Origin of the sequence: Amycolatopsis thermophila, assembly GCF_030814215.1 — a bacterium.
Taxonomy (GTDB): Bacteria; Actinomycetota; Actinomycetes; order Mycobacteriales; family Pseudonocardiaceae; genus Amycolatopsis_E; species Amycolatopsis_E thermophila.
Window position 1 is genome coordinate 4616184 of sequence record NZ_JAUSUT010000001.1, and the last position, 14409, is coordinate 4630592.

General features: G+C 71.3%; 16 protein-coding genes. 8 read left to right on the forward strand and 8 right to left on the reverse strand.

The features are described from left to right. Positions 1-190 precede the first annotated feature (190 nt). Complete coding sequence (locus FB470_RS22595) at positions 191-385, forward strand: enolase C-terminal domain-like protein (protein WP_306994560.1); 195 nt, start codon at positions 191-193, stop codon at positions 383-385. Here the strand turns inward: FB470_RS22595 and FB470_RS22600 are convergent. The 4 genes from FB470_RS22600 to FB470_RS22615 form a co-directional block, all read right to left on the reverse strand. After that, entirely contained in the window at positions 382-780 is a 399-nt protein-coding gene (locus FB470_RS22600; protein ID WP_306994562.1) for a DUF4232 domain-containing protein, read from the reverse strand. The two genes, FB470_RS22595 and FB470_RS22600, sit on opposite strands and share 4 nt — an antisense overlap. 298 nt (positions 781-1078) lie before the next feature. Then, a complete protein-coding gene (locus FB470_RS22605; RefSeq protein WP_306994564.1) occupies positions 1079-1501 on the reverse strand; it encodes a hypothetical protein in 423 nt (140 codons plus the stop codon). Between the two features lie 47 nt (positions 1502-1548). Further along, positions 1549-1962, reverse strand: a complete 414-nt coding sequence (locus FB470_RS22610; protein ID WP_306994566.1) for an SRPBCC family protein — start codon at positions 1960-1962, stop codon at positions 1549-1551. Positions 1963-1995: 33 nt separating this feature from the next. Next, positions 1996-2364, reverse strand: coding sequence for a YchJ family protein (locus FB470_RS22615; protein ID WP_306994568.1), 369 nt, complete (start codon positions 2362-2364; stop codon positions 1996-1998). A gap of 77 nt (positions 2365-2441) precedes the next feature. On the opposite strand from FB470_RS22615, the gene FB470_RS22620 reads away from it, so the two are divergent. The 7 genes from FB470_RS22620 to FB470_RS22650 all read left to right on the forward strand — a co-directional run bounded on the left by FB470_RS22620 (position 2442) and on the right by FB470_RS22650 (position 10066). Then, positions 2442-3299 carry a p-hydroxycinnamoyl CoA hydratase/lyase gene (locus FB470_RS22620; RefSeq protein ID WP_306994570.1) on the forward strand — a complete coding sequence of 286 codons (858 nt, stop codon included), beginning with the start codon at positions 2442-2444 and terminating at the stop codon, positions 3297-3299. Between the two features lie 50 nt (positions 3300-3349). After that, positions 3350-3667 (forward strand): AMP-binding protein, encoded by a 318-nt coding sequence (locus FB470_RS22625; protein ID WP_306999431.1) that lies wholly within the window; start codon positions 3350-3352, stop codon positions 3665-3667. Then, positions 3555-4781 carry an acyl-CoA synthetase gene (locus FB470_RS22630; protein WP_306994572.1) on the forward strand — a complete coding sequence of 409 codons (1227 nt, stop codon included), beginning with the start codon at positions 3555-3557 and terminating at the stop codon, positions 4779-4781. The genes FB470_RS22625 and FB470_RS22630 overlap by 113 nt, the downstream gene beginning before the upstream one ends. Positions 4782-5156: 375 nt before the next feature. Continuing rightward, positions 5157-5966 carry an alpha/beta fold hydrolase gene (locus FB470_RS22635; protein WP_306994574.1) on the forward strand — a complete coding sequence of 270 codons (810 nt, stop codon included), beginning with the start codon at positions 5157-5159 and terminating at the stop codon, positions 5964-5966. Next, entirely contained in the window at positions 5963-7132 is a 1170-nt protein-coding gene (locus tag FB470_RS22640) for a SpoIIE family protein phosphatase (protein ID WP_306994575.1), read from the forward strand. The genes FB470_RS22635 and FB470_RS22640 overlap by 4 nt, the downstream gene beginning before the upstream one ends. Before the next feature lie 470 nt (positions 7133-7602). After that, positions 7603-8664, forward strand: coding sequence for a tryptophan dimethylallyltransferase family protein (locus FB470_RS22645; RefSeq protein WP_306994577.1), 1062 nt, complete (start codon positions 7603-7605; stop codon positions 8662-8664). Between the two features lie 19 nt (positions 8665-8683). Beyond that, complete coding sequence (locus FB470_RS22650; RefSeq protein ID WP_306994578.1) at positions 8684-10066, forward strand: tryptophanase; 1383 nt, start codon at positions 8684-8686, stop codon at positions 10064-10066. Positions 10067-10414: 348 nt separating this feature from the next. Here the strand turns inward: FB470_RS22650 and FB470_RS22655 are convergent, their stop codons facing one another. From FB470_RS22655 to FB470_RS22670, 4 genes are read right to left on the reverse strand one after another with little or no spacing between them, the layout of a single operon-like run. After that, complete coding sequence (locus FB470_RS22655; RefSeq protein WP_306994580.1) at positions 10415-11014, reverse strand: GTP-binding protein; 600 nt, start codon at positions 11012-11014, stop codon at positions 10415-10417. Beyond that, positions 10995-11360: a DUF742 domain-containing protein gene (locus tag FB470_RS22660; protein WP_306994582.1), complete on the reverse strand. Its 366-nt coding sequence runs from the start codon at positions 11358-11360 to the stop codon at positions 10995-10997. Before FB470_RS22660 ends, FB470_RS22655 begins: the two co-directional genes overlap by 20 nt. Continuing rightward, positions 11360-11785, reverse strand: coding sequence for a roadblock/LC7 domain-containing protein (locus FB470_RS22665; RefSeq protein ID WP_306994583.1), 426 nt, complete (start codon positions 11783-11785; stop codon positions 11360-11362). The genes FB470_RS22660 and FB470_RS22665 overlap by 1 nt, the downstream gene beginning before the upstream one ends. Before the next feature lie 21 nt (positions 11786-11806). Beyond that, positions 11807-14230: a sensor histidine kinase gene (locus tag FB470_RS22670; RefSeq protein ID WP_306994585.1), complete on the reverse strand. Its 2424-nt coding sequence runs from the start codon at positions 14228-14230 to the stop codon at positions 11807-11809. Positions 14231-14409: the final 179 nt, after the last annotated feature.

The window sequence follows — 14409 nt, forward strand, 5'->3', positions numbered from 1 at the left end:
ACGGGACGGTCGAGGCGGGCGGTCGCCGGAGTCGGTCGCTTCGCATTGCTGTGCCTGCCCCGCACGTGCGTGGCCACCTCACTGGCGTGGCCACCCCGCCGGAGGGCGGCTGGGCTGGGGTGGCCGCCCGCCGGAGGGCGGCTGGGCCGCCGGATGTGGCTGCGCCGCTGCGCCTACCCGGCCCCCGCTTGTGTACCCGCTCGCGGCTTACCCGGGCGAGCCGTGGGTCGAGCACTTCGAATTCGAATGGCCGGCCCCGCTGTTCGACGAGTACCTGGAGATCTCCGGCGGGCGCATGCACCTGTCCGCGCGGCCGGGACTGGGCGTGACGATCAGCGAGCAGGCGCGGGAGTGGACGGTCGCCTCGGGCGAGGTGCGGGCCTAGCGCGCCAGTTCGGTGTCCCAGGCGGTCACCGTGATCGTGCCGGTGGTGCCGAGGTCTGTCTCCACCGGCAGCGCACGCGGGGTCTCGCCGGGCGCCGAGGCGACGCTGATGGCGGAGCCGGTGGTGAGGTCGCCGGACGTCACGGTTGCCGACGACGCCACCACGGCGACCAGGGACCGGCCCGGTCGCAGGTCGAAGGTCTTCGGCCCGGGGTCGATGCCCATGTAGGACGTGCCGTTCTCGACGCGCACGTCCGTCACCTGGTTGCGGCCGTCGAGGACGTGGACGTCCGGGTAGCCGGCGACCCGCCGCGGGCGGTCGCCGCAGTTGACCACCGTGAGCACGAACCCGCGGTGCCCCAGCGCGGCGTCGACGATCCCGGCCTCGTACCGCACGCCGGCAGCGCAGTCGCTCGCCGACGGTACGGGTTCCGGTGCCACGGTAAGCGGCTCCGGAGGCGGTACGGGCACCGGCCCGGGCGCTGAACACCCGGCGAGACACAGCAGCACGGCCGCGAGCGCGACCCGGATTCCCCCATCAGCGGCGAGGCTACCGGAACCGGGCGAGACGGTGGCCGCACAGGCGGTCGGTCTGGTCGTGCGAGGTCTCTGCCTGCTGTTCCTGAACGTGCTGTCCGTGCCGACTAGGGGCTGCCTGCGCTGGCGCCGGGGAACCGGTCTGGTGAGCGGCGGCCTACGACGTCCGGGTCGTGCGGGGTGTCGAGGCCGGGCCGACTGTGATCACCGGGCCGGTCCACTGCGTGGACAGGGTGGACGGGCTGCCGAGCGGCGGCCGGGGGTGCGGCTCCAGCGCACGCTGCCGGGCCACCTCGTCGCTGTCGCCGTCGTTGCTCGGCCTGGTCGTGCGGGCAACGGCGCGGCTCGGGGTGGTGCGGGCGAGCGTTCCCGGCGGGGTGGCCGTGGTGGTCTCCGTGACGGGCGCGGCGGGAGCGGTGGCCGAGGTCAGCGCCTCCGCCGGGACCACTGGGGCGGGAGCAGGAGCGGGAGCGGGTGGTGCGGTGGCCGTGGACGTGAGCGAAACCGCCACGACCGCGGCCGCGCCGGTCGCGAGGGTGAGCACCGCGAGCGCGGGCCGCGACCAGGATCTGGATGTCATCGAACCTCTTCCGGGTGATCGCGCGAAAAGTACCACCCGGTCGCGGGTCAGCCCGTGGACACCAGTTCGGCCAGGCGGGTGAGCGACTCGTCGAGCCGGTTTTCCACGTCCTGGGCCGCCCCGCCGCCGTGGGCGGCCGGCTGGTCGCCGTGGAAGGACAGGTGCAGGGTGGCGTAGCTGGAGCCGCCCTCGGCCGAGGACACCTGCAGCCAGCCGCTGTAGTCGGGGCTGCCGCGGCGGCCCCACTCGAGCCGCATCTGCTCCCGGCTCGCGCCCAGGACGCCCGGCGCCTCGTACTCGCCGGCGGGGTCGTGCACGTCGACGTCGAGGCCCTCCGGCTCGTCCGGGCGGACCGTGATCACCCCGGGCAGCCACTCACCGAGGCGGTGCACGTCGGAGGCCACGGCGAACACCCGCTCGGCCGGGGCGGGCATCGCGCGTTCGCGTTCGAACTCGGTCATGCCCGCGGGCTACCCGTGCCCCGCGGCCTCTACTCACCGCGCCCGCGTGTAGACCCACTGCCCGTCGACGCGGGCGAACTCGCTGTTCTCGTGCACCGACCCGGGGCCGTCGGGCGTGCGGTAGTGCGCCCGGAACTCGACGGTGCCGGTGGTGTGGAACGGGCTCCCGCCCGTCGTGCCCAGCACCTCAAGCCGGATCCAGCGTTGCCGCGGGTCGAGCTGGAGCGCGGGCGGGCGCGTGTCCGGGTGCCAGCTGCGCAGCAGGTAGGCCGAGTCGCCGACCGCGAACGCGCTGAACCGCGATCGCATCAGCCGCTCGGCCGTCGGCGCGGCCGACGATCCGCGGTGCAGCGGCTCGCAGCAGTTGTCGTACGTCTCACCCGACCCGCAGGGACACCTCATGCCGGTGATTCTCCCGCTTGACGCTCACCGGCCGAGCCTGATAACCCTATATCAGTAATGCTGATATAAGGAGCACGATGAGCACAGGCAACGGCCAGGTCCGCACGGAACCCTGGGGCGACACGGTGGCGGTGGAGTTCGACGAGGGCATCGCCTGGGTCACGCTCAACCGGCCGGACAAGCGCAACGCGATGAACCCGGCCCTCAACGACGAGATGGTGCGGGTCCTGGACCACCTGGAGGCCGACGACCGCTGCCGCGTGCTGGTCCTCACCGGCGCCGGCGAGTCGTTCTCCGCGGGCATGGACCTCAAGGAGTACTTCCGCGAGGTCGACGCCACCGGCAGCACGGCGGTGCAGATCAAGGTCCGCCGCGCCAGCGCCGAGTGGCAGTGGAAGCGGCTGGCGAACTGGAGCAAACCGACGGTCGCGATGGTCAACGGCTGGTGCTTCGGCGGCGCGTTCACCCCGCTGGTGGCCTGTGACCTGGCCTTCGCCGACGAGGCGGCGACCTTCGGGTTGTCCGAGGTCAACTGGGGCATCCCGCCGGGCGGCGTGGTCAGCCGGGCACTGGCGGCGACCGTGCCGCAGCGGGACGCGCTGTACCACATCATGACCGGCGAGCCGTTCGACGGCCGTCGCGCGGCGGAGATGCGGCTGGTCAACGAGGCGCTGCCGGCGTCCCGCCTGCGCGAGCGCACCCGCGAGGTCGCGCTGAAACTGGCGTCGATGAACCCGGTGATCCTGCACGCGGCCAAGACCGGGTACAAGATCGCCCAGGAGATGCCGTGGGAGCAGGCCGAGGACTACCTCTACGCCAAACTCGACCAGTCCCAGTTCGCCGACAAGGCGGGGGCCCGCGCCAAGGGGCTCGGCCAGTTCCTCGACCAGAAGGCCTACCGGCCGGGCCTGAGCGCCTTCGACCCGGAGAAGTAGCGGCGGTGCGCAACCTGGGCCTGGGCTCGTGGCCGGTGCGCCGCGCCAGGATGAGCCCGCACGCGATCGCGGTCCGCCACGGCGGGACGGAGCTGACCTACGCGCAGCTGTTCCGCCGGGTGGCCCGGCTGGCGCACGGGCTGCGCGCCGCCGGGGTTCGCCCCGGCGACCGGGTCGCCTACCTCGGGCCGAACCACCCGGCGTACCTGGAGACGCTGTTCGCGTGCGGGCAGGCCGGGGCGGTGTTCGTGCCGCTTGAACTTCCGGCTGACCGTCCCGGAACTCGACTACGCGCTGGCCGATTCCGGGGCCACCGTGCTGATCCACACCCCGGAGTACGGCGACACCGCCGCGCGGCTGTCCGGTGACCGGCTCACCCGGACACCGGTGGGCGCGCTGGAGGGCACGGACGAAGAGCCGCTCGACCTACCCACCGGCCCGGACGACGTGTGCCTGCTGATGTACACCTCCGGCAGCACGGGACGCCCCAAGGCCGCGATGCTCACCCACGGCAACCTGACGTGGAACAGCGTCAACGTCCTGGTGGAGACCGATCTGGCCGGCGACGAGCGGGCCCTGGTCGCCGCGCCGCTGTTCCACGCCGCCGCGCTCGGCATGATCTGCCTGCCCACGCTGCTCAAGGGCGGCACCGTGGTCCTGCACTCGAAGTTCGACCCGGCCGCCGTGCTGTCGGCCATCGAGGCGGAGCGGGTGACGCTGATGTTCGGCGTGCCCGCGATGTACCAGGCGATGGCGGCGCACCCGTCGTGGGAGTCGGTGGACACCTCGAGCGTGCGCACGCTGCTGTGCGGCGGCGCGCCGGTGCCGGCGGAGGTGATCCGCCGGTACCTCGACCGCGGCCTGGTGTTCGTCCAGGGCTACGGGATGACCGAGACCGCGCCGGGCGCGCTGGTCCTGGACCGCGCGCACGCCGCGGACAAGATCGGCTCGGCCGGGGTGCCGTCGTTCTTCACGGACGTGCGGGTGGTCGGTCCCGGCGGCGAACCGGTGCCGGCGGGCGAGAAGGGCGAGATCGTCGTCAGCGGCCCGAACGTGATGAAGGGCTACTGGGGCCGCCCGGACGCGACGGCGGACGTGCTGCGGGACGGCTGGTTCCACTCCGGTGACGTGGCCACTGTGGACGACGACGGGTACTTCCACGTCGTCGACCGGATCAAGGACGTGATCATCTCCGGCGGCGAGAACGTCTACCCGGCCGAGGTGGAGAACGAGCTGTACGGGTTCCCCGGGGTGCGGGCGTGCGCCGTGATCGGTGTGCCGCAAGCGCGGTGGGGCGAGGTGGGCCGCGCGATCGTGGTGCCCGAGCCGGGTGCCCGCGTCACCGAGGACGAGCTCCTCGGCCACCTGCGGACCCGGCTGGCGTCCTACAAGGTGCCCAGGTCGGTGGTGTTCACCGACGACCTGCCCACCACCGGGTCGGGGAAGATCCGCAAGGCGGCCCTGCGCGGCCGGGACGGGTGAGCGGTCAGCGGCGCCGGCCGGAGAGGGCCGCGAGCGTGGTGGTGCCGCGCTCCAGGCCCTCCCGGAAGGTGTCCCACCGCGCCGGTTCGAGGCCGGCGAGCAGTTCGTCCTCCAGCTCCCGCACGGCGGGCGCGCACTTCCTCGCCGGCCTCGGTCAGCGTCGCCGGCAGCACCCGCTTGTTGCCCGCCCGCGGCCGCCGCTCGATCAGCCCGCGCTTCTCCGGCGCGAGCACGATCCAGGAGCGCGCGGATCACCAGCTCCAGCCGTTTGACCAGGTAGAGGGTCAGTGGCCGGCCGGGCTCGGGGTCGCTGCACCGGAGGGGCCCGGCGCGCGAAACCGGTGCGGTTCCGGGGCAGCGGCTAGGGTGGCGAGCATGGACATCCGGACGAGGAACGCGGTGAGCGTCACCGGCAGGCCGGGCGGGCAGCCGGTGATGTTCGCCCACGGTTTCGGGTGCGACCAGTCGATGTGGCGGTCGGTGACGCCGGCCTTCGAAGCGGATTACGCGCTGGTGCTGTTCGACCACGTCGGTGCGGGCAGCTCCGACCTCGGCGCGTGGCATCCCGAGCGCTACGGCTCGCTCGGCGGGTACGCCGACGACGTCCTGCAGATCTGCGACGAGCTGGACCTGCGGGACGTGGTGTTCGTCGGGCACTCGGTCAGCTCGATGATCGGCGCGCTGGCCGTGGCGCGCGAACCGTCGCGCTTCGCCGGCCTGGTGATGGTGTGCCCGTCGCCCTGCTACATCGACGACGACGGCTACACCGGCGGCTTCGCCCGGCCGGACATCGACGAGCTGCTCGACTCGCTGGACAGCAACTACCTCGGCTGGTCGGCGACGATGGCGCCGGTGATCATGGGCAACCCGGACCGGCCCGAGCTCGGCGACGAGCTGACCAACAGCTTCTGCCGCACCGACCCGGAGATCGCCCGCGAGTTCGCGCGGGTCACGTTCCTGTCCGACAACCGCGACGACCTGGCGCGGGTGCCGGTCCCCACCCTCGTCCTGCAGAGCAGGTACGACGCGATCGCGCCGGTGTCGGTGGGCGACTACGTGCACGACCGGCTGCCGGACAGCGACCTGGTGGTCCTCGACGTGCACGGGCACTGCCCGCACCTGAGCGACCCCGACCTGACCCGGTCGGCGATCGCCGCGTTCCTGGCCCGCCGCGGGATCCGGTGATCGAGGGCGGCTCCCCGGTGCTCGCCTGGGACAGCGCGGAGGACCTCTGGGACAACGCTCCCTGCGGCTATCTCGTCGCGAAGCCCGACGGGACCATCCTGCGGGTCAACAAGACCCTGCTGAACTGGCTCGGCTACCCGGCCGGCGAGCTGGTGGGACGCCGGTTCAGCGACCTGCTCACCGCGGGCGGCCGGCTCTACCACGAGACGCACTACGCGCCGTTGCTGCGGATGCAGTCCGAGGTGCGGGAGATCGCACTGGAACTGGTGACCGCGGACGGCGGTCGCCTGCCGGTGCTGGTCAACTCGACGCTGCGCACCGGCCCGGACGGCAGGCCCGGTATCCGGACCTCCGTCTTCGACGCCCGCGCCCGCCGGTCCTACGAGCGGGAGCTGCTGCGGGCGCGCCGGGAGGCCGAACGGGAGCGCGAGCGGCTGGCCCGGTTGTCGCAGACGCTGCAGGAGACCCTGCTGCCGCCCGGCCTGCCCGAGGTGCCCGGACTGCGTGCCGCCGCCTATTACCACACCGCGGCGGCGGAGCAGCTCGGCGGCGACTTCTACGACCTGTTCCCGGTCAGCGGGAACCGGTGGGCGTTCTTCATCGGCGACGTGTGCGGCAAGGGTGCCGAGGCCGCCGTCCTCACCTCGCTCGCGCGGTACACGCTGCGCGCCGCGGCGGTGCAGGAGTCCGATCCGCGCTCGGTGCTCGCGACGCTCAACGCGGTGCTGCTGCAGTCCTACCGCGCTCGTGAGGGCCGGTTCTGCACCGTCCTGTTCGGACTGATCGAACCGGACGGCGACGGGTTCCGGGTGGATCTCGCCGGTGGTGGCCACCCGCCCGCGCTGCGGGTGGCCACCGACGGCCGGGTGCGCAGGCTGGACACCCCCGGCGGGCAGCTGTGCGGGGTGATCCCCGATGCGGCCTTCACGGCGGTGGCCACCCGGCTCGAGCCGGGGCAGGTGCTGTTCCTCTACACCGACGGGCTGTTCGAGGCGCGCGATGCCCAGGGGGCGCTGGTCGGCGAGGAGCGGCTGGCACGGGCCGCGGCGGGGTTCGCCGGGCTGGACGCGGACGCCGTGGCCGGGCGGGTCGCGCGGCTGGTGGCGGACCTGGAGGAGGGCGTGTCCGACGACACAGCCGCGCTGGTGCTCACCGTGCCCGCCTGAGCGGGTTGCGACGAGCGGGTGGTGACCGTCCGCTGATCAGGTGAACAGTGTTCTACACGGCCGGACGCTTCTGGCCCCCCGGCCGATCGGCGGCTTGCCCGATACTCCTCGCGATCCACTGTGGAGGGTCTGGTACTACTGTCCGATGATCCATTCGGTAAGCGTTTTCGCAGATGGCGGGTGCAGGAACGGCCACGGCCCCAGCGGTTTCCGGGCGCGCGGGGCACGCAAGGTGCTGGGGTGCGAGCGAATTCCCGCGTCGCGCGGCGCCCGCGCAGCTGGTGACCGGGAGTGCGCTCAAGATCACTCCTCCAGCGGTACGTCTCGCCGGAAAGATGACGTTATGTTGGTCGACGGTCTGTCCCCCGCCTAGTCGAGTCGTTGCTCGCCAGACCGTCGGAGTGAGTGTGAACGTCGCGCCTGTGACCCTATTCGACCACGCCAGTAGACAGCTCAGAAATCTCTGCAGGGTGGCAGGTTTTCCGGACGACGACGGCGATCCCGTCGTCGTCCTGCGTGAGCTTCTCGATGCCGCGGGCCGCCGCCCGCTGACCCGGCCCCCGTTGTGGCCCTCGGACGTCGCCGACGACGCGACCCCGGTGGAGTTCTCGCTCGCGCTGGACGAGAGCGGCGACCGCGCGGTGCGGATCCTCGGTGAGCCTATCCCGGAGAACCCCGGTCCCGCAGCAAACATCCACGCCGCGAAGCGCTTTCTCACCCACATGGCGCAGCGCCTGGACCTGACGCTGCACCGGTTCCACGCGGTCGAGGACCTCTTCCTCGCCGAGGAGCCGCAGGGGAAGTTCGCGCTGTGGTTCTCCGTCATCCTGCGTCCCGGGCGCCCGCCCGCGCTCAAGGTGTACTTCAACCCGCTGGTGCGCGGCGTCGACGCCGCACCCGCACTGGTCGCCGAAGCCCTGCGGCGCCTGGGTTTGGACGAGGCCTACGACACGGTGGCGAGCTCCGCGTTGCGCCGCGGCGCGGCGGACCGCTTCTCGTTCTTCGCGCTGGACCTCGACAACGGCCCGCTGTCGCGGGTGAAGCTCTACATCTCCCACGAGTCGGCGGATTCGGCCACGGTCGAGCGCGCCGCGGAGGCCGTCGACGGCGTGAACCCCATGGCACTGCGGGAGTTCCTCACGCTCGCCGGGGGCGGGACCGGGCCGTTCGCGGGCCGGCCGCTGGTGTCGAGCTACTCGTTCGTCGAGGCCGGCGCCGGGCGGCCCGGCAACTACAGCCTCTACCTGCCCATCCGCGACTACGTCCCGGACGACGAGGTGGCGCGGGCCCAGGTGCTGGCCCACTTCGACCGGGCCGGGCTGCCCGCGGCGGAGCTGGACCGCGCGATCGGCGCGGTCACCGGCCGCGCGCTGCGGGACGGGACGGGCCTGATCGCGCACGTCTCCCTGCGTCTCGGCCGCTTCGGGACCGGGACCACGGTATATCTTTCTTCGGAGGCCTACGCCGTGACGGCGCCGCGCGGGCGGATGAGCACCGCCCAGCCGCGCGGCACGGCCACCGCCACGCTCTGACAGGGAGGAAGAGTCGCACATGAAGCCGTTCCCGCCGTACCGGGTCCAGGTTGTCAAGGAGATACCGATCACGACCCGGCAGGAGCGGGAGGAAGCGCTTTCCCGCGCCGGCTACAACATGTTCGACCTGCCGGCGAGCATGGTCACCATCGACCTGCTGACCGACTCCGGCACGGGCGCGGTCTCGGCGGCCCAGGAGGCCGGCGCCGCGGCGGCCGACCGGTCCTACGCGGGCTCGGACTCGTGGTTCCGGTTCCGGGAGGCGCTGGCGGACCTGACGTCGTTCCCACACCTGTTCCCGGTCCACCAGGGCCGCGCGGCGGAGCGGGTGCTGTTCTCCACGGTCCTGAAGCCGGGGCAGATCTCGCTGTCCAACACGCACTTCGACACCACCCGCGCCAACGTGGAGCTGACCGGCGCGGAGGCGCGGGACCTGCCCTGCGCGGAGGCGGCCGACCTGGACAGCCGGGAGCCGTTCAAGGGCAACATCGACCTGGGGGCGCTGGAGGACACGCTGGCGGGCCCGGACGGGCCGCGGGTGGGCCAGGTGCTCATCACCATCACCAACAACGGTGGCGGCGGGCAGCCGGTGTCGATGGCGAACCTCAAGGCCGTGCGCGCGCTGTGCGACCGGTTCCGGGTGCCGTTCTTCCTCGACGCGGCGCGGTTCGCGGAGAACTCGTGGCTGGTGATCCAGCGCGAGCAGGGGTACGCGGACAAGACGCCCAAGCAGGTCGCGCAGGAGACCTTCGCACTGGCCGACGGATTCGTGGCGAGCCTGAAGAAGGACGCGATCTCGCCGATGGGCGCCGCGATCGGCGTCCGGGACACCGAGCTGGCCAAACAGTGCGAGGCGATCCTCATCGCCACCGAGGGGTTCCGGACCTACGGCGGCATGGGCGCGCACGACCTGGAGCGCGTCGCGCAGGGCCTGCGGGAGGTCCTGGACCCCCACTACCTGCGCAACCGGGCCGAGGAGACGGCCCACTTCGCCCGGCTGATCAACGAGGCCGGGGTCGACATCGTCCAGCCCGCGGGCGTGCACGGCCTGTACCTCAACGCCGGCCGCCTCCTCCAGCACCTGCCCCCGCACGGCTTCCCGGGACACGCCCTGGCGTGCGAGCTGTACCTCGCCGGCGGGATCCGGTGCGCCGAGCTGGGGTCGCTGTACCTGGGCACGTTCGACGAGTCGCACAACCTGGTGAGCCCGGCGCCGTTCGAGCTGGTCCGGTTGGCGATTCCGCGCCGGACGTACACGCTGGCGCACCTGGAGTACGTGGCCGACGTGCTCGCCTCGATCGCCAAGAACCCGGAGCGGGTGCCCGAGTACCGGGTGACCTACGCGCCCGAGTTGCTGCGGCACTTCAACCTGAAGCTGCGCCAGGTTCGACGGGGCGTGTAGCTGCTGCTCGGGTTCTTGCCGCTCCGCGGGTCTGCCTTCCGAACCCGATCGCGTAGCGGCTGGCACGGTCTGGGCTCCTGAGCCAGGAAGGGAGCTCTTGGCTGAGCGAGTGTGGAGTGAGAAGGACCTGGTCAGGCGCCCGAACCGGCGCCTGGCCGTTCTTCGTCACGCGGACGAGGTCAGTGGCACCGTCGCGGCCACCTGCCGGCACTACGGCATCCGCCGCACAGTCTTCTATCGGTGGAACTGAAAGACGGTTCGAGTGCCCCGATGCCTTGCCCGGCCAGAACGTCCACCACACGAGAAAGGGCCACCCCGCCCGAAAACGGCGGGGTGGCCCGGAACAGATCAGGCCCGCGTCAGCTCGGGCTCGGCGGGCAGCTTGCTCATCGCGTAGCGAACCAGCCGGATGAGCGCCAGCTTGCTCGACTCCCGCGACCGCGCGTCGAAGAACATCACGGGCACACCGGGGGAGATGGCGAGCGCCTTGCGGATCTCGTCCTCTTCGTACTCGTCCGCGTCGTCGAAGCAGTTGACCGCCACGATGAACGGGATCTTGCGCCGTTCGAAGAAGTCGATCGCCGCGAAGCTGGAGTCCAGCCGTCGCGTGTCGACCAGCACCACGGTTCCGATGGCGCCGAGCGCGAGCTCGTCCCACATGAACCAGAACCGGTCCTGCCCGGGCGTGCCGAACAGGTAGAGCACCGTCTGGGGCGAGATGGTGATGCGGCCGAAGTCCAGCGCGACCGTCGTGGTGGTCTTGCGTTCGACGCCGGTGAGGTCGTCGACACCGGCGCTGGCCTCCGTCATCACCTCCTCGGTGGACAGCGGCACGATCTCGCTCACCGACGCGACCATGGTGGTCTTGCCGGCGCCGAAACCGCCCGCGATCACGATCTTGACCGGCGTCGGGATGACGCCCGCCTCTTCAGAGCCTGTTGAGGCCATCGAGCACCGCCTGGAGTAGTTCGCGATCCGGGGCCTTGGCCGGCTGCGACGGAGAACGGACGATCACGGCGCCCCGTTCGATCAGATCGCTGCACAGCACCTTGACCACGGCGAGGGGGACCTTGACGTACACGGCAATTTCAGCGACCGACAGCGGGCGCTGGCACAACTCGAGGATCGTCAGGTGTTCCGGGGTGAGGCCGATCGGGTCGTGGTTGCCCCGGATGGCCATCACCTGCGTCGCCACGTCGAGCTTGATGTCGACGGACGGGATCCTGCCCCGGGTGATGGCGTACGGCCGGATCAGCGGCCCGGCCGCTTCGTCGTACCACTGGTCGTCCGCCATCAGTTGTGCTCCGGAACGAACCTCGCGGCATCCCGGGGAGCCGACGTCATGTAGTCACCGACGCGCTTGACGAGACGGCTCATCTCGTAGGCGATCATCTCCACGTCGACGGTCTCCTCGGCGAGAATCGCCAGGCACGCGCCCTGACCGGCCGCGCACACGAAGAGGTAGCCCTCCGCCATCTCGATGAGGGTCTGCAGCACCGGGCCGCGCTGGAAGTGCCTGCTGGCGCCCTTGGCGAGGCTCTGCAGGCTGGACGCGATCGCCGACAGCTGGTCCGAGTCGTCCTTCGACAGGTTCGCGGACTTGCCCATGAGCAGCCCGTCGGCCGAGAGCACCACGGCGTGCTGCGCCCCGACGACCCGGTCAACCGTGTCGTCGAGCAGCCAGTTCAGGTCGACCTTGGAATTCTCGTTCTCGTTCATCGATGAGGTTCGACTTCCCTCTCAGTCGGTGGTGGCCCGTGGGTCAACCGGAGCGTCCGCGTCGCGCCCGCGGCGGGTTCCCTTGTGGAACGCCGAGAGCGTGGAGCGGGTCCGTCCGGAGAACTCGTGGTAATCGGTGGCGTCGGACTCCGGGTCGTCGCGGAGCTGGGCGACCAGGTTCTGCTGCGGCTCGCGCTGGGGCAGCGGGGCCTTGGCGCGCTTGGGCCGCGGCGAGGGCGCCGGCGTCGGCGCCGCCTCCGGCTCCACGACGGAGATCGTGCGGACCCCGCTCGTCTCGTTCGCCGTCTCCGGCTCGGGTTCGGCGTGCCTGCCCGCGCGGATCTCCGCGGGGACGCGCCGCACGGGTTCGGGGGAACCGTTGTTGTCGTTTCGTCCCATACCATTCGCCCCGGCCGTGCGGCCGGTCTCCTCCAGCTCGTGCGAGTCGTGCCCGGACGCGCCGGGGAACTCCGAGTCGGCGTTCTCGGCGACCTGGTCCCCGCTGGCGAGCAGCGCCGTGGGGATCAGGATCGTGGCGCGGGTGCCACCGTAGCGCGACGAGTCGAACATGACCTTGAGGCCGAGCCGCGCCGCCAGGCGCGCCACCACGAACAGACCCAGGCTGGAGTCGGCCTTGAGCGCCATCGCGTCGAACTCCGGCGGCTCCGACATCATCCGGTTGGCCCATTCCCGGACGTCGTCCTTCATGCCCAGGCCCTGGTCGGCGACGTCGACGACGACACCGCGCGCGACCAGCGTCGAGGTCATGTGGACCTGCGACCCGGGCGGGGAGAACGTCGTGGCGTTGTCGACCAGCTCGGCGACCAGGTGGATCGTGTCGGCCACCGCGGACCCGATGATCGCGACCTGCGGGACGTTCTCGACCTCGACGCGCGAGTAGTGCTCGGTCTCCGACACCGCGGCGCGCAGCACGTCCATCAGCCACACCGGCTTGCGCCAGCGGCGGCCCGGCTGCTTGCCGCCGAGGATGATCAGGTTCTCGGTGGTGCGGCGGGCGCGGGTGGCCAGGTGGTCGAGCTGGAACAGGCCCTTGAGCTGCTCGGGGTTCTCCTCGCGGCTCTCCATCCGGTCCAGGATCTGCAGCTGGCGGTGCACCAGGCCCTGGTTGCGGTGCGCGATGCCGAGGAACACGTTGTTGACACCGCTGCGGGCCTTGGCCTCGGAGGCGGCGGCCTGGACGGCGGTCAGCTGGGCGATGTTGAACGCCTCGGCCACCTGCCCGATCTCGTCCTTGCCGTGGTCCAGCCGCGGCAGCTCGGCCCCGACGTCGACCGCCTCGCCCTCCTTGAGGCGGCTGACGATGCTGGGCAGGCGCGTGCGGGCCAGCTCCAGCGAGTCGTTGCGCAGGCGCTCCAGGCGCGTCATCAGGGTCCGGTCGACCAGGGTGCGGGACACGCGGACGGCGACCCAGATGGAGGCGACGGCGGCGAGCAGGGCGACCACACTGCCGATGATCACCGTCCACAGGTTGACGTTGCCCTTGTCCAGTGCGGCGCCGGAGGCCAGCTCCGACTGCTCGACGGTCAGGTCGATCAGCTGCGTCGAGACCTGGGTGGTGACGTCCCGCCAGTCGTTCTCCCGCACGTTGAGACCGGCGACGTTCTCACGGAACGGGCCAGGGCCGTGCGAGATGATCACGTTCTCCGCCGCCGCGAGCCGCTGCCACGCGTCGGTGTTGGTCAGCTGCCGGTACCGCTCGCCGGCCTGCGGGGCCATGTAGGAGGCGACCTTGGCCAGCTGGTTGCGGTAGCTGCCGACGAGCTGGGCGAACTGCAGGTGGTCGGCGGGGGAGAACTGGCCGGCCGCGAAGGCGCTGGAGGCCAGCGAGGCCGCGCGCGACATCTGGTCGGAGGCGCGGAAGATGTCCACCGACGTCATCCCGCCCTGCGTGGACTCCGCGTCCGGCACCAGGCGGGCCTGCGAGTCGAACAGGTCGGTCGAGGTGTCCAGCAGCCGGTTGTAGAAGTCGTTGACCTGCTCCTTGGAGATGGTGCGCAGGTTGATCTCGGCTCGGATGACCGGGAGCTGGTCGAGGCTGGACTCCATCTGGTTCATCCGCTGCCCGATCTCGTCGGGCACCAGGCTCTTCACCTCGGCCAGCGCGCTGCGCAGGCTGGTCAGCGACTTGTCGATGGACTGCTGCTGCGCCTGCAGGTCACGCAGGCCGACCTGGGGGCGTTCCAGGTAGACCAGGGACAGCTGGCGTTCCTGCTGGACGGCGCCGAGCGCGGTGACCGCGGGGATCGACACGTCCTGCACGGAGGAGGCCACCGTGCGGACGTAGATCGCGTCGACGAGGAAGTAGCCCGAACCCGCGATCCACATCACCAGCAGCGCGATACTGGGGATCAGGACGGTGCCGGTCAGGCGCTTGCGGATCGACTTGTGGTGGCCTTCGCCAGACTTGTCTTCTGTGTTTTTCACGACGCTCCACGAAATCCTGGGGACCGGGACGAAGACGGCGACGTCACCACAGAGTCGTACTCAACCACCCCTGTCAAGTGCGGGGTGCCGACGACGGCCCCACCGGCGGCTCGGGGGTCGTTCTCACTCTGAGTCACAGTCACCGATCACTCGATAGATGCTCTGGTCGGAGGAGAATC